The sequence below is a fragment of the Acidovorax sp. 62 genome (assembly GCF_002754495.1).
In the GTDB taxonomy this organism is placed as follows: domain Bacteria; phylum Pseudomonadota; class Gammaproteobacteria; order Burkholderiales; family Burkholderiaceae_C; genus Acidovorax.
The window spans coordinates 2,668,621-2,685,746 of record NZ_PEFJ01000001.1; the positions used below are offsets into that span (position 1 = coordinate 2,668,621).

A 17,126-nucleotide genomic window follows, 5' to 3' on the forward strand; every position below is an offset into this window, starting at 1 on the left:
TCAAAAAAAGGGGATGTGCCGGAGCAGCTCAGGGCTTCAGGTCCAGGGTGATCTCGCCCAGCTCGCTGCTGCCTGCGACGCGCAGTTGCTGCGCCTTGGCCGCAGGCCAGGTGAAGTGCACCGACACCACCTCGCGCCCACCCACCTCGCGGGCGGCTTCCACCACCAGCTTGTAGTTGCCTGCGGGCAGGGCGGCCAGCGGGTTCTTGCCTTCGGTGAACTGCAGCTGGTGCTTGCCTGCGGGGCGTGTGGGGCTGGTCACGCCATCGATGGGCATCTCCAGATCGCGCCCGGCGCGGCGCCACCACTGGCGCATGTCCTTGAGCCACTTGGTGCCCGTGCCCTCGGCGTTCTTGAGCTTGACGTCGTACCAGACCGACAGCGTGGACGCCACGGTGTTGTCCGCACGCTCCAGCCAGATGGCCACGTAGGGGCGGTGGTACTCGGCCACGTCCAGGCGGGGGATTTCCACCCCCACATTCAGCCCCGCCGCAAAGGCAGGGGCGCCCAGGCACGCGCCCAGGGCCACGGTGTAGCGCAGTTTGGATGGGGAAGGCTTCAGCATAGGCAGGCTTTCTTTCGTGAAAGTTCAGTGGATAAACAAGAGCGCCAGCAGCGCAGGCACCACCAGGCCCAGCCCCACCATGGGCCAGGTCCAGGGGCGGTTGCCCGCGTGCATCTTCAAAATGAACAGGCCCGTGAAAGAGAACACCAGGCAGGCCACGGCAAACAGGTCGATGAACCAATTCCAGGCCACTCCGGTGTTGCGGCCCTTGTGCAGGTCGTTGAGGTAGGCAATCCAGCCTCGGTCGGTGCTTTCGTATTCGGCCTCGCCGTCTTGCAGCCCCAGGCGCAGCCAGGCATCGCCGCCGGGGCGTGGCAAGGAGACATAGACCTCGTCGTCAGCCCACTCGGCCTCGCGCCCGGCCAGCGAGACACCCCACTGCGCGTGGGCCCACTGCGCCAGCTCGGGCGGCACGGCAGAGCGCTTGCCCGCACTCTGGGCCCGCGCTGACAGCACCTGCTGCAACGCCTGCGGGGCCTGCGCCTGGGCCCGCAACACGCGGGGCTTGGATTCGATCTGCCCTGCATGGTTGAGCGTGATGCCCGTCACCGCAAACAGCAGCATGCCCAGCAGGCACAGGGCCGAGCTGACCCAATGCCACTCGTGCAGGGTTTTGAGCCAGAAAGAGCGCCGCCGGTGGTCTTGTAACTTGGTCATGCCTGGGGAAAAAAGAACACGAGGCCGCCCCAACCCGCCTTGGAGAGGCGCAGCCCAAACCCGGCATTGTAGTTTTCAAAACGACAATCATTCTCATTTGCAAAAACTTTACACACCACATGAATCGCAGCGGTTGGCCTTCTCACCGTTACCGCAATGGTAGTAACCCCTACAACCCAGACAGCAAACTGACAGCTTTGCAAGTCACGATTACATCCATTACAAAAACTTCCAGGCATGGACCCGCTCGCCGGGCTGCATGACTTGGCGTGGCGCACACTGCATCCACACCCGGAGCCAACGGGTAGAAAAAAAGCAGGGCCCACAGACACCCCAACCGTTCGTTGTTTCATCGTTCGTTGTCTGGGTGCAGGCCATGAGCCCGCACCCGCTTCAGCCCACTACCCAAGGTTCCATGACCATGCAACGCAGACAGATCCTGGCGCGCAGCGCCGCAATGGCAGCCCTCCTGACCCCGCTGGCACCTGCCGCCCTGGCCCAGGCCACCGCGCCGCGCCCCGGCGCACCCGCCCCCAAGGCCGCCAAGGTGGCGGGCACGCTGCGCATCGTCATCCCGGCCAACCCCGGCGGCGGCTGGGACCAGACGGGCCGCGCACTGGGCGCCGCCCTCAAGGCCGTGGGCGCGGCCGACCAGGTGGAGTTTGAGAACATTGGCGGCAAGGGAGGCACCATCGGCCTGGCCAAATACGCAGAGAAGTACGGCAACGACGCCAACACCCTGCTGATGGGCGGCATGGTGATGGTGGGCGCTGTAGCCCTGCAAAAGCCCACCGTGGATATGGGGCACATCCAGCCCATTGCCCGACTGACCAGCGACTACCTGGTCACAGCGGTGCCAGCCTCGTCCCCCATCAAGAGTGGCAAGGACCTGGCCGAAGCCATGCGCGGCGACCTGCCTGCCCTGCCCGTGGCCGGTGGTTCCGCCGGTGGCGTGGACCACATCTACGCCGGTGTGCTGGCACGCGCCGCCAAGGCCAAGCCCGAAACCTTGGTGTACCGCCCGTTTGCCAGTGGCCCAGAGGTGGTGGAGTCGCTGCTCAAAGGCGATGCCGCCGTGGGCATCTCGGGCTACAGCGAGTTCAGTGATGCCCTGGCCGCTGGCAAACTGCGGGCCATCGGCGTATCGGCGCGGCGCAATGCGTTTGGCATCCCGGCCTTCAAAGACCAAGGCATTGACGCCGTCATGGCCAACTGGCGCGGCGTGTTCACCGGCAAGGGCGTGAGCCCCGCCCGCACCGCCGAGCTGCTGGCCGCCGTAGAGCAGGCCACCCACCACGAAAGCTGGCTGCAAACGCTCAAGCAAAACCGCTGGGAAGCCTCCTGGCTGGCGGGCAAAGACCTGACCGAGTTCATGGAACTGGACCTGACCACCGCACGCGTGATGGTGTACCTGCTCAAGCTCAAGGCCTGAGCCCACTCTCCAGCCCCCTGACTCAGCCCACTGCGGGGTCTGGGTCCGCACGGCCCAGCTGAGAACCTGTTCAAAGTCTTTTTGGAGTTGCACAAGTGTCTTGCCGGGATGGGATGCAAGGCGCGGTGCGCAGCCAATAGCACGGCTATTGGCAAGCGCCGCAACGCCGCAGACCGCCCGACCAGCCACTTGCCCGAAGGGTTGGAGTGAAATCGGGCGATTGGACGCCCCGGCTGCTTGCATGGGCACCAGCCCATGCGGCGCACCCGAAGCATCCACTCATCCCGATTGCACTCCAATGCAATCTCCAAAAAGACTTTGAACAGGTTCTGAGAGGTGTTGTAAGCCGCCCTCACCCGCCATGCCCCCCGCACAGCCCCGCTTGCGGGGCGCCGCCGCCATCGGCACACTGGATTCAGCCCAGGTGCTTTTCTGGATCGCTGCACAGCTAGGCAAGCTGTGCCCATGCCAGAGGGGGCCTGGAGCCGCAGTGCATCCCATTTTTGACCCGCCCTGACCCGCGAGGCTTTTTATGAAAATGTCCCACTTCTCCATTGGTGCACGCATGGCGGGAGCGCTTGGGCTGGTGCTGGCGCTGTTGATTGGTGCCGCGCTGTTTGGCATTGCCGCGCTGTACAAAACCCTGGGCACCTACGACAGCACCGTGCTGCAACGCGTGGCGCAAGAGCGCGCCGTCAGCCGCATGGAAAGCGAGTTCAAAACCCAGGTGCTGGAGTGGAAGAACACCCTGCTGCGCGGCGAAGATGCCCGCAAGCGCGAGTTGCATTGGGGCGCCTTCCAGGCCAGCGAAAAGCGCGTGGCCGAGGCCGCCCGTGCGCTGGAGCCCCAGCTGAGCGACCCGCAAGAAAAGGCAGCGCTGCAGAAGTTCACCGAGGCGCACACGCAGATGGCCCAGGGCTACCGCAAGGGGTTTGAAGTGTTCCAGTCGCTCGGGTTTGTGCCTTCCGCAGGCGATGCCGATGTGGCCGACATCGACCAGGGCCCGGCCAAGCTGCTCACCGCGCTCAGCGAGCAAGTGGCCAACAGCAGCGCCGCCATTGCGCAAGAGGCAGCCCAGGACGCCCGCCACGCGCTGGTCAGCAGCCTGGTGGCGCTGGCGCTGGTCACCGGGCTGGGCGTGGTGGCCGGGCTGGTGCTCACCCGCTCGGTGGTGCGGCCGCTGCGCGAGGCGGTGTCGGTGGCGCACAAGGTGGCTGCGGGCGACCTGACATCGACCATTGCGCTGGAGGGCCAGGACGAGCCCGCCCGGCTGCTGCAGGCCCTCAAGGCCATGCAAGAGAACCTGGAGAACGTGGTGTCAGGCGTGCGCAGCAGCGCCGAGAGCGTGGCCAGCGCCAGCGCCGAAATCGCCCAGGGCAACGCCGACCTGAGCATGCGCACGGAAGAGCAAGCCTCGTCGCTGGACGAGACCGCTTCGTCCATGCAGCAGCTGCAACAAACCGTGCAGCAAAACGCCGCCAACGCCCAGCGCGCCAGCGAACTGGCCCGCAACGGCTCGGCCGTGGCCGAGCGCGGCGGCGCCGTGGTAGAGCAGATGGTGCAGGTGGTGCAAGGCATCCAGGAAAGCTCGCGCCGCATCGCCGACATCATTGGCGTGATCGACTCGATTGCTTTTCAGACCAACATCCTGGCGCTGAACGCCGCCGTGGAAGCCGCCCGAGCAGGCGAACAAGGCCGGGGCTTTGCCGTGGTGGCCAGCGAGGTGCGCAACCTGGCCACCCGCAGCGCCAGCGCCGCGCAAGAGATCAAGACCCTGATCCAGACCAGCGTGGAGCGCGTGCAGGCGGGCTCGGCCCTGGCCCAGAACGCGGGCGGCACCATGGCCGAGGTAGTGGCCTCCATTCGTGGGGTGAGCGAGCTGATGCAGGAGATCAGCCACGCCAGCAGCGACCAGACCAACGACATGCAGCGCGTGACCCAGGCCATCGTGCGCATGGACGAGGCCACCCAGCAGAACGCCGCCCTGGTGGAAGAAAGCGCGGCCGCCGCAGGCAGCCTGAGCGGCCAGGCCAGCGAGCTGGTGCAGGCCGTGGCAGTGTTCCGCGTGCGGCACCAGGGCTCCCACGCACCGGCCTTGTTGCGTTGAGAGCAACGCCAAAATGCTCACATATTCATAGCTGCTAGCGCTTTATTAGCAAGCGCTAGCAGGCAAAAACATTCATAACCTCGCCTCAATCCACCTTCACGTTGGCGGCTTTCACCACCTGCGCCATGCGCGCCGCCTCGGTGCGGAAGAAGGCGGTAGCAGCATCGGGCTGGGTGAGCTTGATCTCGTAGCCCTGCGCGATGAGGGCATCGCGCGCCTCGGGCATGTCCATGGCGGCCTTGAAGCCGTTGAACAGGCGGGCCAGCTCCGCCTTGGGCAGGCCGGTGGGCGCCACGGGGGCGATCCAGCCGTCCAGCTCGTACGCGGGCAAACCTTGCTCTGCAATGGTCGGCACGCCGGGCAGCGAGGCCACGCGCGTGGCCGTGGTCACGCCCAGGGCGCGCAGTGATCCCGACTTGATGTGCGCGGCCGCAGGCGCCACGGCCACCACCGCCAGCTGCACTTGGCCGCCCAGCACGTCGTTCATCAGCGGGCCCATGCCCTTGTAGGGAATGTGCTGGATGGCGACCTTGGCCTGGTCCACAAACATGGCAGCCCCCAGGTGCAGGATGGTGCCGTTGCCCGACGAGCCGTAGTTGAGCACCCCGGGCTTGGTCTTGGCGTAGGCGATCAGCTCCTGCACATTTTTGGCGGGCACCGACGGGTGGGCCACCAGCACAAACGGCGTGGCGCCCAGGATGGTGATGGGCGTGATATCGGCCAGCGAATCGAACGGAATGTTCTTGTACACGCTGGGATTGACCACATGGTTGTTCGACACCACCCCGATCACCGAGCCGTCTTTGGGTGCACGCACGATCTGCGTGGTGCCGGTGATGCCGCCCGCGCCGGGCAGGTTCTCGATCACCACCGGCTGGCCCAGCGCCTTGGCCAAGCTGTTGCTGATGGCGCGGATGGCACCGTCGGCCCCCGAGCCTGCAGACAGCGGCAAGATGATGCGCAATGGCCGGTCGCCCAGGCTTTGCGCCCACACCAGGCCCGGGCGGGTGATGGCGGCAGCGCCCAGGGCGGCGGCCCCCAGCCACAAGGCTTGGCGCCGGGTGGGGGATACCAGAGATGCCGGGGTGGCAGAGGGAGCAAAGGGGCTGCGCAGGCCTGGGGCCACGGCTTTCGGGGGCTGATTCGTCATGGTGTGTCTCCGTTATGGTGGTCAATCCGCCGTGGGCCGCGCAGTCTGTTGCTGTGCTGGTCTCAGGCGGGGGTGTTCAGGGCCTGCCCAGGCAGTTCAGGCCACGGCGCCCGCCTGCTGCAGCGCCTGCACCTGCTCGGGCGTATAGCCCAGCTCTTGCATCAAAGCCGCCGTGTGCTGGCCCAGCACCGGGGGCTGCAGGCGCACGCCCAGGCGCTGGCCGTCCATGGCCAACGGGAGCAGCGTGGTGCGGGCGGTTTGCCCGGCACGCTCGCCGTCGGGCAATGTGATGTCGGCCAAGCCGCCAGTGGCGTTGAGGTGCGGGTCGTCCAGCAACTGCTCGGGCCGAGAGATGGGGGCAAACGGCAGGCCGTGCTTTTCAAAAATGGCGGCCAATTCCGCCGCGCTGTGGGCGGCCAGGCGCTGGCGCAGGTCGGGCATCAGCGTGGGGCGGGCGCGCACGCGGTCGTTGTTGGTAACGAGTTGCGGGTCGGCCTTCAGGTCGGCATAGCCCATGGCGTCGCAGAAGGTGAGCCACTGCGCATCGCTCACGGCGGCCAGGAAGATTTGCTCGCCCTCTTTGACCGTGAACACGTCGTACAGCGCCCACGAGGAGATGCGGTCGGGCATGGGGGCGGCGGGCTTGCCGGTCACGGCGTACTGCATCATGTGCTGGCCGACGAGGAAGACGTTGTTCTCGAACAGGGCTGAGTCCACCTCTTGCCCGCGCCCGGTGATGCCGCGCTGCATCAGCGCCGCCATGGCGCCAATCGCGCCAAACATGCCGCCCATGATGTCGTTGACGCTGCTGCCTGCGCGCAGCGGGTCGCCGGGGCGCCCGGTCATGTAGGCCAGGCCGCCCATCATCTGCACCACTTCATCGAGCGCGGTGCGGTGCTCGTACGGCCCGGCCAGAAAGCCGGTGTGGTTCACGTAGATGAGGCGGGGGTTGATCTGCGACAGCGCTGCGTAATCCAGCCCGTACTTGGTCATCACGCCGGGCTTGAAGTTTTGCGCAACCACATCGGCCGACGCGGCCAGCTTGCGGGCCACTTCCAGCCCTTCGGGGTTGCGCAGGTCCAGCGCGATGCTTTTCTTGTTGCGGTTGAACATGGGAAAGAAGCCCGCCCCGGCGCCCAACAGGTGGCGAGTGCGGTCGCCTTCCACGGGCTCGACCTTGATGACCTCGGCCCCCAAATCGCCCAGCACCATGCCGCAGGTGGGGCCCATGACCATGTGGGTGAACTCAACGACCCGCAGGCCCGCCAGGGGCAAGGAGCCTGCGGACGATTTGGGCGATTCGGACGGGAAAGAAGAAGTAGAGGTGGTGCTTGTCATGGGCGAACGATACAGAAATCAAACCGCTGCAGCGGCCAGGGTGGGCTGTGCGTGGCGGGGCAAGCCCGCCTGCCACAGGGCGCCGTGCAGGGTCTCGCCCACCAGCCAGCCGGCTACGCGATGGCGCAACGCCAGCAGCGCAGGCACGTCGACGCCGGTGGCCACCCCCATGCGCTGCAGCATGTATTCCAGGTCTTCGGTGGTGACATTGCCGCTGGCGCCCGGCGCGTGGGGGCAGCCGCCAATGCCCGCCAGGCAGGCGTCAAAGCGGGTGATGCCGGTTTGCCAGGCGGCGTAGGCATTGGCCAGGCCCATGCCGCGCGTGTCGTGGAAGTGCGCGCAGGCCAGTCGGTCGCCCACCAGGGCGCGGGCCTTGGCAAACAGGCGCTGCACGCTGGCCGGGTCGGCAAAACCTACCGTATCGGCCAGGCTCACGTGGTCGGCCCCAGCGTCGAGCAGGGCTTGCATCAGGCGCAGCACTTCGCTCTCGGCCACCTCGCCCTGCAGGGTGCAGCCAAACGCGGTGCCGACGCCGCCTTCAATCAGCATGGCGCTGCCGGCAGCGTCGCGGGCAGCGCGGATACGGGCCACCTCGGCCACCACCTCGTCGGGCGTCTTGCGCAGATTGGCCAGGCTGTGCGCATGGCTGGCCGATAGGGGCACGACCATCAGGTGCGCGCCACATTCCAGCGCACGCTCTGCCCCTTTGAGGTTGGGCACCAGCACCGAGGCACGCAGGCCCGGTAGCGTTTGCGCATGGGCCAGCACCTCGGCCGTGTCGGCCAGTTGGGGCAACAGACGGGCCGGGACGAACGACCCCACCTCGATCTCGCGCTGCCCGGCGGCGTAGGCGGCGTTCACCCACTCGATCTTCTGGGCCGTGGGCAGCACACGGGCAATGCTTTGCAGGCCGTCACGCAGCCCCACTTCGCGAACGATGGCGCGGGCCACGGGGGGCTGCAGGTCTGACGGGATCGGGGAAGTGCTCACGGGATGTCTCTTGGGGTGGGTTTGTGGAAGATTCTAAAAATTCCAAAAAGAATCAGAAAATACATCTCGGAATCCATAACATTCCCAAACGGAACATCACACCCCCTGGAGACTTGCCATGCGTGACCTTGATTTGCAGACCCTGCGCCTGTTTGCCGCCGTGTGCGAACAGCGCAGCATTGCGCGGGTCGCCGAGCAGGAATCCATCGTGGGCTCGGCCATCAGCAAGCGGCTGGCGCAACTGGAAGACGTGGTGGGGACGCCCCTGCTGCTGCGCAAACGCCGGGGGGTGGTGCCCACCCCGGCGGGCGAGACGCTGCTGGAGCACGCCCGCACCATGCTGGCCAGCGTGGGCCAGATCGAGCGCGACATGGCCGCGTATGCCACCGGCACCCGGGGCCATGTGCGCATGCTGGTCACAGCCTCGGTCATGGCGGAATCGTTGGCCGATGATGTGGCGGCGTTTTTGCAAGACCCTGCCCACCGAGACATTCAGATCAGCATGGAAGAGCGGGTGAGCCCGGACGTGGTGCAGGGCATCCGCGAGGGCAGCGCGTCCATCGGCATCTGCTGGGACGCAGCCGACCTGAGCGGCCTGCAAACGCGCAGCTACCGCAGCGACCACCTGGCCATCGTGGCCCACGCATCACACCCTGTGGCACAACTGCCCACGGTGCGCTTTGCCGATGTGCTGGGCTACGAGTTTGTGAGCATGCCCGCGCTGAGCGCGGTGCAGGTGCTGCTGGCCCGCGCGGCGGCAGTGGAGGGCAAGACGCTGGACCACCGGGTGCTGGTGTCCAACTTTGACGCGGCCCTGCGCGTGGTGCGGGCCAACCTGGCCATCAGCGTGGTGCCCCGCGAGGTGGCTGCGCCCTTTGCCAGCATGGCGCCGGTGCGCATCGTGCCGCTGAGCGATGCCTGGGCCCAACGCCGCTTTGCGATTTGTTTCCGCGATGAGGTTGCCTTGTCTCCCGCCGCACAGTTACTGGTGCAGCACCTGGCCGCCCAGACACAAGCCATGACTGCGTAGCCTGCGTGCCACACTTGAAAGGCCGCCGTGGCCGCTTTGCCCCAGCAACAGCGCGTGCCAAAAAGCCGTTGCCGCACGGGCGAAAACCCCTGACAAAACCCCGCTGGGCAGGCATAAAAACAAGGCCCAAAATCAAGGGTCTATCGCATATGCAGATTGCCTTTTGAGCTACCAAACTTGTAGCAAAATAGGTTCCGCGCTATAGTCGCAGCGCATTGGCAGGTGCGCAAGCACCCTGCTCCCAAATAACCGACCCAACACTCGCGCAAGGAGAAGCATCCATGAGCTCCAAAGAAAACGCCGCCATCCACCAGCTGTTTGAACGGCTCGAATGCCGTTACGCGCTGCGCGTGCTGTGGGCCCTGCGGGACGGGCACCCCCAAACCTTCCGCCTGCTGCAAGACAGCGTGGGCGGCATCACCCCCAACACCCTGAACACCCGCATCAAAGAGCTGCGCGAAGCCGGCCTGCTGGACCACGGCAACGACGGCTACACCGTGACCGCCTCGGGCGCCGACCTGCTCAAGCGCCTGAACGATGTGCAAGCCTTTGCCACACGCTGGGTGGCAGGCCGCGCCAAAAAGCAGGCCTGAACCCGGCCCACTGATGGCAGCGCCCCAGGCGGCGCAAACATCAAGCAAAAACACCCCCTAAGGCTTGATAGACAAGCGCTACAAGCTATATTTTCAATAGCAAAAGGACATTCCATGGCCCTCACCACCACCGCCTCTGGCCTGCAATACGAAGACACCACTGTGGGCGAAGGCGCCGAAGCCACCAAGGGCGCCAGCGTTTCGGTGCACTACACCGGCTGGCTGTACAAGGATGGCGAGCAAGGCGCCAAGTTCGACTCCAGCCGCGATCGCAATGACCCCTTCGAGTTCTCGCTGGGCGCTGGCATGGTCATCAAGGGCTGGGACGAAGGCGTGCAAGGCATGAAGATCGGCGGCCAACGCACGCTGATCATCCCCGCAGCCCTGGGCTACGGTGCACGCGGCGCGGGCGGCGTGATCCCCCCGAACGCCACCCTGAAGTTTGATGTGGAACTGCTGAAGGTGCGCTGAGCGCTGGCAGCCCCGCGGCTCACGCCCCCCAACAAAAAAGCCAACCGGATCGGTTGGCTTTTTTCATGGTGAATCCGATGGGTTGGGGCGCCCCCCATCACCCAAACAGCGCCTTGCGCAGGGGTTCGTACTTGGCCTCCCCCACCGCTTCCTTGATCTTGGGGGCCAGTGCGGCCAGGTCTTCAAAGCTCGAAGCCGCCTCCACCGCCAGATTCAGTCGAAAACCGCGCAGGCCCAGGGCGGCCGTCATGGCCGTGGCCACCGGGTAGGCATCTTTGTAACGTTGCTGTGACGGCCTGGCAGTCTCGCCCGCCCCGCCCTCCGCAGGGGTTGCCGATGGCGCGGCAGCAGGTGCTGCAACCGCTGCTACGGGCAGGGCACCACCGCCCACAGGGGCCAGCAGGCCTTGCTCGATCATCGCCTGCACATCGTCCTGCGTAATGCCCATGGCGGCCGTGGCGGCCAGCACCTCGCCCAAAGTCCGCTTGCCATCAAACAGGATGAATGCCGAGCGTTGCCTGGACGTCAGCCCACCGTGCCGATCCTTCATTGCATCCTGACCTGCCTGCGTTTTGACGAGAACCATGTGCCTCCTGGGTTTAAATCAGGCTGCACCGCTGGGCGCAACCTGGGGCACAGCGTGGCACATTTGGTGACAATTGGGTATGGGGTTTATCCATAAGAATTTGTTCACCTTTGCCGAACGCCGTGCAGCGCCGGAACAGAAGCCGAATCGCCACCGCAGGGGCTGAGACAGATTCTCAGATTTCGAGCCGCACCCCGGTGGGCACGGGCGCCGGGCGCGTGATGCGGCTGACCACCGCTGCCGCAACAAACCCCGCCGGCACACCAAACACCCCGGCCGAGATGGGCTGGATGCCAAACCACATGCCATTGGCCAGCAGCCATCCAGGCAGCGCACCGCGCACAGCAGGCACATGCGAGAGCAGGTAGTACACCGCCACGCCCAAGCCCGCCAACATGCCTGCCACCGCCCCCTTGCGGGTGGTGCCGCGCCAGAAAATGCCCAGCACCATCACCGGCACAAAGGCCGACGCTGCCAGCGAAAACGATGCCGAAACCATGGTCAGGATCTCGGACGGTTTGAGCGCTGCCACAAAGGCAGCCGACAGCGCCACCGACAGCAGCGTGAACTTGGTGAGAATCACCCGCTGCTCAGGCGATGCATCGCGCTTGGTGCCCCTGAAGTACAGGTCGCGCACCAGCGCATTGCTGATGGTGAGCAGCAGCCCATCGGCCGTGGACAGCGCCGCCGCCAGCCCTCCCGCAGCCACAAGGCCCGACACCACATAGGGCAGGCCGCCCAGCTCGGGCGTGGCCAGCATGATGAGGTCGGCCCCCAGACGGATTTCGCCAAACTGCACGATGCCGTCGCCGTTGACGTCCTCAATCGACAGCAGCGAGCTGTCCACCCGCGCCCACTGGGCCATCCAGTTGGGCAACGCCTCAAAGCTGCTGCCCACCAGGTTTTGCATGACCTCGAACTTGACCAGCACCGCCAAGGCGGGCGCGCTCAAATACAGCAGGGCAATGAAAAACAGCGACCACGCCACCGACGCCCGCGCGCCCGCCACCGTGGGCGAGGTGTAGTAGCGGGTGAGCAAGTGCGGCAGCCCTGCCGTGCCCACCATCAGGCAAAACATGAGTGCCAGAAAGTTGCGGCGAGCTAGGTCGTATTCATGCTGCTCCTCAGGCGTCCCATTGGGATCGCCCGCATAAGCCTGGCTGTGTAGCGGCAGCCCACCCAAGGGTTTGGCGCGCTCGTAGTTCTCGTGCATTTCGCGGGTCCAGCGTTCGCGAGCACCTGCCACATCGCGGGGCAAGGCGGCCAGTTCGCGGCTGGCCGAGACGATGAGTCCTACGTCGGCGTTCTGGGCACGCAGCAGGTGAATGCGCTCGCGCCCTAATTCGCGCTCGCGCTCCAAGGCGCCTTCCACATCCTGCAGCCGCGCCTCCAGCTCTTTGGCACGGCGCAGATAGGCTTGCACCACCTGGTGCTCTGACGGCGAATCCAGCAGCTGCGCCTCCAGGTCTGCAATCTTGCCGATCTGCGCACCATACACGGCGGGCGCCAACGGGTTGCCCAGTTGCTTGTAGGCCAGCCAGGACACAGGAATCAAAAATGCCAGCAGCAGCACCACGTACTGCGCCACCTGCGTCCAGGTGATGGCGCGCATGCCGCCCAAAAACGAGCACAGCAACACGCCCCCCAGGCCGAGCATGATGCCGATCTCGAACTGCACCCCCGTGAGGCGAGAGGCGATGAGCCCCACCCCGTAAATCTGGGCTACCACGTAGGTGAACGAGCACAGCACCGCCGCCAGCGCCGCGATGATGCGCGGCCAGCGCCCGCCAAAGCGCACATGGAAAAAATCGGGCACGGTGTACAGGCCCATGGCCCGCAGGTGCGGCGCAATCAGCATCGCTACCAGGCAAAAACCGCCCGTCCAGCCCAACAAGTAGGCCAGCCCACCGGCCTGCCCCGAGGTGCCAGAAAACCCCTGCAGGTACAGCGCCCCGGACAGGCTGATGAACGACGCCGCGCTCATCCAGTCGGCGGCAGCGGCCATACCGTTGTACATGGGCGGAATGCGCCGCCCCGCCACGTAGTACTCCTCCGAATCGGACGTGCGCCCGTACACGCCGATGCCGGCGTACACCATCACCGTGAGAAAGAGAAAGATCGGCCCGATCCAGTGGCGCGACAGGCCCTGACTCTCGGCCCAGGTCATGAGGGCCAAAAAGCCCAGCACCCCCAGCACATAGAGCAGAAAAAACCGGTGGGGGCGCAAAAAGGAAGGCAGCCACCCACCCGTGGAGCGGCGCTCAGACACCGTGGCGCCCCACCGCTGAAGGACTGGACGGCTGGGCGCCGCGTGATGTCTCGACAGCCGCTGCGGCGCGTGCGGCGGCGTCCTGGCGTTCAAACCGGCTCATGGCCCAGGCATACACCACCACGATGCCGATGAACACCAGCACGGCGCCCTGGGCGGCAATCCAGTAGCCCAGGGGCCAGTCACCCAGGGAGATGTGCTGCAGATCGCGTGCAAAGTAGGTGGCCACAAAAGACACCAGCACCCACACGCCCAGCAACCCGGCCTTGAGCCACAGGTGGCGCACGTCGTGCAGGTCGGGCGGAAACGGCCCTGCCAGCTCGGGTTCGGGCTGCGGGGGAACGATGGATCGGGGCGCAGGGGCTCGCATCGGTCAGCGTCTCTTCAGCCGTGCATGCCCCAAGTGCCCCGCCTCTGGCCAGGGCGATCAGCCCGCCAGTTGCTGCCAGGTGGCGACCACGCTGTCAGGGTTCAGCGAGATGGACGAGATGCCTTCATTCGACAGCCACTGCGCAAAGTCAGGGTGGTCGCTGGGGCCCTGGCCGCAGATGCCGATGTACTTGCCCTGCGCCAGACAGGCCTTGATGGCCTGGTGGATCAGCGCCTGCACCGCAGGGTCGCGCTCATCAAAGTCGTGCGCCAGCAACTCCAGGCCCGAGTCGCGGTCCAGGCCCAGGGTCAGCTGGGTCAGGTCGTTGGAGCCGATGGAGAAGCCGTCGAAGAACTCCAGGAAGCGCTCGGCCAGGATGGCGTTGCTGGGCACCTCGCACATCATGATGACCTTGAGGTCGTCCTTGCCGCGTTGCAGACCATGGGCGGCCAGCAGCTTGGTCACGCGCTCGGCCTGGCCCAGCGTGCGCACAAAAGGCACCATCACCTGCACGTTGGTCAGGCCCATGTCGTTGCGCACGCGCTTGAGCGCCTCGCACTCCATGGCAAAGGCTTCGCCAAAGTCAGCACTGATATAGCGCGCCGCACCCCGGAAACCCAGCATTGGGTTTTCTTCCTCAGGCTCGTAGCGGCTGCCGCCGATCAGCTTGCGGTACTCGTTGGACTTGAAGTCCGACAGGCGCACGATGACGGGCTTGGGCCAGAAGGCGGCCGCAATGGTCGCCACGCCTTCAGCAACCTTGTCCACATAGAAAGCACGGGGCGATGCATGGCCACGGGCCACAGATTCGACGGCCTTCTTCAGGTCGGCATCGATCTGGGGGTAGTCCAGGATGGCCTTGGGGTGCACACCAATGTTGTTGTTGATGATGAACTCCAGCCGCGCCAAGCCCACGCCTTCGTTGGGCAGCTGGGCAAAGTCAAACGCCAGCTGGGGGTTGCCCACGTTCATCATGATCTTGGTCTTGATGGGGGGCATGGCGCCGCGCTGCACTTCGGTCACTTCGGTTTCGAGCAGGCCGTCGTAAATGTGGCCAGTGTCGCCCTCGGCGCAGCTCACAGTGACCAGGGTGCCGTCCTTCAGGCGTTCGGTCGCATCGCCACAGCCCACCACAGCGGGGATGCCCAGCTCGCGCGCAATGATGGCGGCGTGGCAGGTGCGGCCGCCCCGGTTGGTGACGATGGCGCTGGCGCGCTTCATCACGGGCTCCCAGTTGGGGTCGGTCATGTCGGTCACCAGCACATCGCCGGGCTGGACCTTGTCCATCTCGGAGATGTGGTGCACCAGGCGCACGGGGCCGGTGCCGATCTTCTGGCCAATGGCGCGGCCTTCTGCCAAAACGGCGCCCTGGCCCTTGAGCTTGTAGCGCAGCTCGGCCTGGCCTTTGGACTGGCTTTTCACGGTCTCAGGACGGGCCTGCAGGATGTAGAGCTGGCCGTCGGTGCCGTCCTTGCCCCACTCAATGTCCATGGGGCGGCCATAGTGCTGCTCGATCACCAGCGCGTACTGGGCCAGCAACTCCACATCGGCATCGGTCAGCGAATAGCGGTTGCGTTGCTCGGTGGGCACATCCGTGGTTTTGACCAGCTTGCCAGTGGCAGCCTTTTCTTCGGGTGTGGAGAACACCATCTGGATCAGCTTGCTGCCCAGGTTGCGGCGGATCACAGCCTTCTTGCCCGCCTTGAGCATGGGCTTGTGCACATAGAACTCGTCAGGATTCACGGCGCCCTGCACCACGGTTTCGCCCAGGCCGTAGCTGCTGGTGATGAACACCACATCTTCAAAGCCGGATTCAGTGTCGATGGTGAACATCACGCCCGCTGCGCCCAGGTCCGAGCGCACCATGCGCTGCACACCGGCCGACAGAGCGACCACATCGTGCTCAAAACCCTTGTGCACGCGGTAGGAGATGGCGCGGTCGTTGTACAGCGACGCGAACACTTCCTTCATCTTGTGCAGCACGTCGTCGATCCCCACCACGTTGAGGAAGGTTTCTTGCTGGCCCGCGAACGAGGCGTCGGGCAGATCTTCCGCCGTGGCGGACGAGCGCACTGCAAACGATGCGCTGGGGTTGCCCGCGCTGAGCTTGGCGAATTCGTCGGCGATGGCCTTTTGCAGATCGGCCGGGAACGGCTGGGCCTCGACCATGGAGCGGATTTCAGCGCCGACCTGCGCCAGGGCGCGGACGTCTTCGGTATCGAGTTTCGCCAGTTTGGCGCTGATCTTGTCGGCCAGACCATCGTGGGCCAGGAACTGGCGGAAGGCATGGGCCGTGGTGGCAAAGCCGGTGGGCACCCGCACGCCCTGGGGCAGCTGCGAGATCATTTCGCCGAGGGAGGCGTTTTTACCGCCTACCGACTCGACATCGGTCATTCTCAGGTTTTCAAACGGTACGACCAGGGCGGTCGGGCTGAAAAGTGCAGACATGGGAAAGCTCCAGAAGTTGAAACCGGGTCTGCATGCCTGGCCCCGGCGGGCGTCAGGCAAGCGGCCATGCACAGGCTGCAGCTTTGTCGTTGTGGTTGTAGGCCGACGGTGTGCATGGTGAGAATTTGGATAATTGTGACAATTGTAGGCCCGAGCTTCTGGCAACGGGCTGACGACGCAATAGGACGGACACAAATCGGGACGCAACGCCTGCCCCAACCCTGTTTGGCGTCCATCATGTTTACAAAAGGGCCTCCATGCACACCCGCACCGTATTTTTCGTGTCAGACGGCACCGGTATCACCGCCGAGACCTTCGGCAACGCCATCCTGGCCCAGTTTGAGATGAAGCCCCGCCATGTGCGCCTGCCCTTCATCGACACCGTGGACAAGGCCCACCAGGCGGTGCGGCAAATCAACCACACCGGCGAAGTCGAGGGCAAGAAGCCCGTGGTCTTCACCACCCTGGTCAACATGGAAGTGCTCAAGGTCATCCAGGACGGCTGCAAGGGCATGCTGCTGGACATGTTTGGCACCTTCGTCAACCCACTGGAAGAAGAGCTGGGCATCAAGTCCAACCACCGCATTGGGCGCTTCAGTGATGTCAGCCGCAGCAAGGAATACAACGACCGCATCGAGGCCATCAACTTCAGCCTGGCGCACGACGATGGCCAGAGCAACCGCGACCTGGCGGGCGCTGACGTGATCCTGGTGGGCGTGAGCCGCAGCGGCAAAACCCCCACCAGCCTGTACCTGGCCATGCAGTGCGGCCTCAAAGCGGCCAACTACCCGCTGATCCCCGAAGACTTCGAGCGCCGCCAGCTGCCCCCTGCCCTGGTGCCGTTTCGCAGCAAGATTTTCGGACTGACCATCAGCCCCGACCGCCTGGCGGAGATCCGCGCCGAGCGCCGCCCCAATTCCAAATACGCCAGCCTGGAAAACTGCCGCGCCGAAGTGGCCGAGGCCGAATCCATGATGCGCCGCTCGGGCATCCGCTGGCTGTCCACCACCACCAAGTCCATCGAAGAGATCGCCACCACCATCTTGCAGGAAGTGCGGCCTGAGCGACTGGTGTATTGAGGCGTATTGAAGAGCCGCGCCTTAAACGCTATCAACTTGAT

General features: G+C 65.2%; 15 protein-coding genes. 6 read left to right on the top strand and 9 right to left on the bottom strand.

The genetic code is table 11. The annotated features are described in order from the left end of the window. Nucleotides 1–28: 28 nt before the first annotated feature. Together CLU86_RS12005 and CLU86_RS12010 are read right to left on the bottom strand one after the other, a co-directional pair. Nucleotides 29–565, bottom strand: a complete 537-nt coding sequence (locus tag CLU86_RS12005) for a DUF2271 domain-containing protein (RefSeq protein WP_099741754.1) — start codon at nt 563–565, stop codon at nt 29–31. Nucleotides 566–589: 24 nt separating this feature from the next. Continuing rightward, complete coding sequence (locus tag CLU86_RS12010) at nt 590–1,222, bottom strand: PepSY-associated TM helix domain-containing protein (protein WP_099656277.1); 633 nt, start codon at nt 1,220–1,222, stop codon at nt 590–592. Between the two features lie 421 nt (nt 1,223–1,643). On the opposite strand from CLU86_RS12010, the gene CLU86_RS12015 reads away from it, so the two are divergent. Together CLU86_RS12015 and CLU86_RS12025 are read left to right on the top strand one after the other, a co-directional pair. Continuing rightward, nucleotides 1,644–2,654, top strand: a complete 1,011-nt coding sequence (locus tag CLU86_RS12015; RefSeq protein ID WP_369803821.1) for a tripartite tricarboxylate transporter substrate binding protein — start codon at nt 1,644–1,646, stop codon at nt 2,652–2,654. 532 nt (nt 2,655–3,186) lie between these two features. Beyond that, the gene (locus CLU86_RS12025; RefSeq protein ID WP_099741756.1) at nt 3,187–4,761 is read left to right on the top strand and encodes a methyl-accepting chemotaxis protein; all 1,575 of its coding nucleotides are present in this window, start codon (nt 3,187–3,189) and stop codon (nt 4,759–4,761) included. Between the two features lie 85 nt (nt 4,762–4,846). Here the strand turns inward: CLU86_RS12025 and CLU86_RS12030 are convergent, their stop codons facing one another. The 3 genes from CLU86_RS12030 to CLU86_RS12040 all read right to left on the bottom strand — a co-directional run bounded on the left by CLU86_RS12030 (nt 4,847) and on the right by CLU86_RS12040 (nt 8,239). Beyond that, nucleotides 4,847–5,911 (bottom strand): tripartite tricarboxylate transporter substrate binding protein, encoded by a 1,065-nt coding sequence (locus CLU86_RS12030; RefSeq protein ID WP_099741757.1) that lies wholly within the window; start codon nt 5,909–5,911, stop codon nt 4,847–4,849. 96 nt (nt 5,912–6,007) lie between these two features. After that, the gene (locus tag CLU86_RS12035; protein WP_099741758.1) at nt 6,008–7,249 is read right to left on the bottom strand and encodes a CaiB/BaiF CoA-transferase family protein; all 1,242 of its coding nucleotides are present in this window, start codon (nt 7,247–7,249) and stop codon (nt 6,008–6,010) included. 18 nt (nt 7,250–7,267) lie between these two features. Further along, nucleotides 7,268–8,239 (bottom strand): hydroxymethylglutaryl-CoA lyase, encoded by a 972-nt coding sequence (locus CLU86_RS12040; RefSeq protein WP_199175118.1) that lies wholly within the window; start codon nt 8,237–8,239, stop codon nt 7,268–7,270. A 118-nt stretch (nt 8,240–8,357) separates the two neighbouring features. Here CLU86_RS12040 and CLU86_RS12045 point away from each other — a divergent pair, with 118 nt between their 5' ends. The 3 genes from CLU86_RS12045 to CLU86_RS12055 all read left to right on the top strand — a co-directional run bounded on the left by CLU86_RS12045 (nt 8,358) and on the right by CLU86_RS12055 (nt 10,333). Beyond that, entirely contained in the window at nt 8,358–9,269 is a 912-nt protein-coding gene (locus CLU86_RS12045; RefSeq protein WP_099741759.1) for a LysR family transcriptional regulator, read from the top strand. A gap of 281 nt (nt 9,270–9,550) precedes the next feature. Continuing rightward, the gene (locus CLU86_RS12050; RefSeq protein ID WP_099656283.1) at nt 9,551–9,862 is read left to right on the top strand and encodes a helix-turn-helix domain-containing protein; all 312 of its coding nucleotides are present in this window, start codon (nt 9,551–9,553) and stop codon (nt 9,860–9,862) included. 114 nt (nt 9,863–9,976) lie between these two features. After that, nucleotides 9,977–10,333 carry an FKBP-type peptidyl-prolyl cis-trans isomerase gene (locus tag CLU86_RS12055; protein ID WP_099741760.1) on the top strand — a complete coding sequence of 119 codons (357 nt, stop codon included), beginning with the start codon at nt 9,977–9,979 and terminating at the stop codon, nt 10,331–10,333. 97 nt (nt 10,334–10,430) lie between these two features. Here the strand turns inward: CLU86_RS12055 and CLU86_RS12060 are convergent, their stop codons facing one another. The 4 genes from CLU86_RS12060 to ppsA all read right to left on the bottom strand — a co-directional run bounded on the left by CLU86_RS12060 (nt 10,431) and on the right by ppsA (nt 16,006). Further along, nucleotides 10,431–10,919: a hypothetical protein gene (locus tag CLU86_RS12060; RefSeq protein WP_099741761.1), complete on the bottom strand. Its 489-nt coding sequence runs from the start codon at nt 10,917–10,919 to the stop codon at nt 10,431–10,433. 175 nt (nt 10,920–11,094) lie between these two features. Continuing rightward, nucleotides 11,095–13,158 carry a VC_2705 family sodium/solute symporter gene (locus CLU86_RS12065; RefSeq protein ID WP_099743535.1) on the bottom strand — a complete coding sequence of 688 codons (2,064 nt, stop codon included), beginning with the start codon at nt 13,156–13,158 and terminating at the stop codon, nt 11,095–11,097. Nucleotides 13,159–13,180: 22 nt separating this feature from the next. Next, on the bottom strand, nt 13,181–13,558 hold the full coding sequence (locus CLU86_RS12070) for a DUF4212 domain-containing protein (protein WP_099741762.1): 378 nt from the start codon (nt 13,556–13,558) through the stop codon (nt 13,181–13,183). A 57-nt stretch (nt 13,559–13,615) separates the two neighbouring features. Beyond that, nucleotides 13,616–16,006, bottom strand: coding sequence for a phosphoenolpyruvate synthase (gene ppsA / locus CLU86_RS12075; protein WP_099741763.1), 2,391 nt, complete (start codon nt 16,004–16,006; stop codon nt 13,616–13,618). A 257-nt stretch (nt 16,007–16,263) separates the two neighbouring features. Here ppsA and CLU86_RS12080 point away from each other — a divergent pair, with 257 nt between their 5' ends. Continuing rightward, a complete protein-coding gene (locus CLU86_RS12080) occupies nt 16,264–17,085 on the top strand; it encodes a pyruvate, water dikinase regulatory protein (protein WP_099656288.1) in 822 nt (273 codons plus the stop codon). Nucleotides 17,086–17,126: the final 41 nt, after the last annotated feature.

What these genes read in the sequence shown, in the direction of transcription:
- CLU86_RS12010 (WP_099656277.1), bottom strand. Translation starts at nt 1,222, where the DNA reads ATGACCAAGTTACAAGACCACCGGCGGCGCTCTTTCTGGCTCAAAACC.
- ppsA (WP_099741763.1), bottom strand. Translation starts at nt 16,006, where the DNA reads ATGTCTGCACTTTTCAGCCCGACCGCCCTGGTCGTACCGTTTGAAAAC.
- CLU86_RS12050 (WP_099656283.1), top strand. Translation starts at nt 9,551, where the DNA reads ATGAGCTCCAAAGAAAACGCCGCCATCCACCAGCTGTTTGAACGGCTC.
- CLU86_RS12055 (WP_099741760.1), top strand. Translation starts at nt 9,977, where the DNA reads ATGGCCCTCACCACCACCGCCTCTGGCCTGCAATACGAAGACACCACT.
- CLU86_RS12015 (WP_369803821.1), top strand. Translation starts at nt 1,644, where the DNA reads ATGCAACGCAGACAGATCCTGGCGCGCAGCGCCGCAATGGCAGCCCTC.
- CLU86_RS12025 (WP_099741756.1), top strand. Translation starts at nt 3,187, where the DNA reads ATGAAAATGTCCCACTTCTCCATTGGTGCACGCATGGCGGGAGCGCTT.
- CLU86_RS12030 (WP_099741757.1), bottom strand. Translation starts at nt 5,911, where the DNA reads ATGACGAATCAGCCCCCGAAAGCCGTGGCCCCAGGCCTGCGCAGCCCC.
- CLU86_RS12045 (WP_099741759.1), top strand. Translation starts at nt 8,358, where the DNA reads ATGCGTGACCTTGATTTGCAGACCCTGCGCCTGTTTGCCGCCGTGTGC.
- CLU86_RS12005 (WP_099741754.1), bottom strand. Translation starts at nt 565, where the DNA reads ATGCTGAAGCCTTCCCCATCCAAACTGCGCTACACCGTGGCCCTGGGC.
- CLU86_RS12080 (WP_099656288.1), top strand. Translation starts at nt 16,264, where the DNA reads ATGCACACCCGCACCGTATTTTTCGTGTCAGACGGCACCGGTATCACC.
- CLU86_RS12070 (WP_099741762.1), bottom strand. Translation starts at nt 13,558, where the DNA reads ATGCGAGCCCCTGCGCCCCGATCCATCGTTCCCCCGCAGCCCGAACCC.
- CLU86_RS12060 (WP_099741761.1), bottom strand. Translation starts at nt 10,919, where the DNA reads ATGGTTCTCGTCAAAACGCAGGCAGGTCAGGATGCAATGAAGGATCGG.
- CLU86_RS12035 (WP_099741758.1), bottom strand. Translation starts at nt 7,249, where the DNA reads ATGACAAGCACCACCTCTACTTCTTCTTTCCCGTCCGAATCGCCCAAA.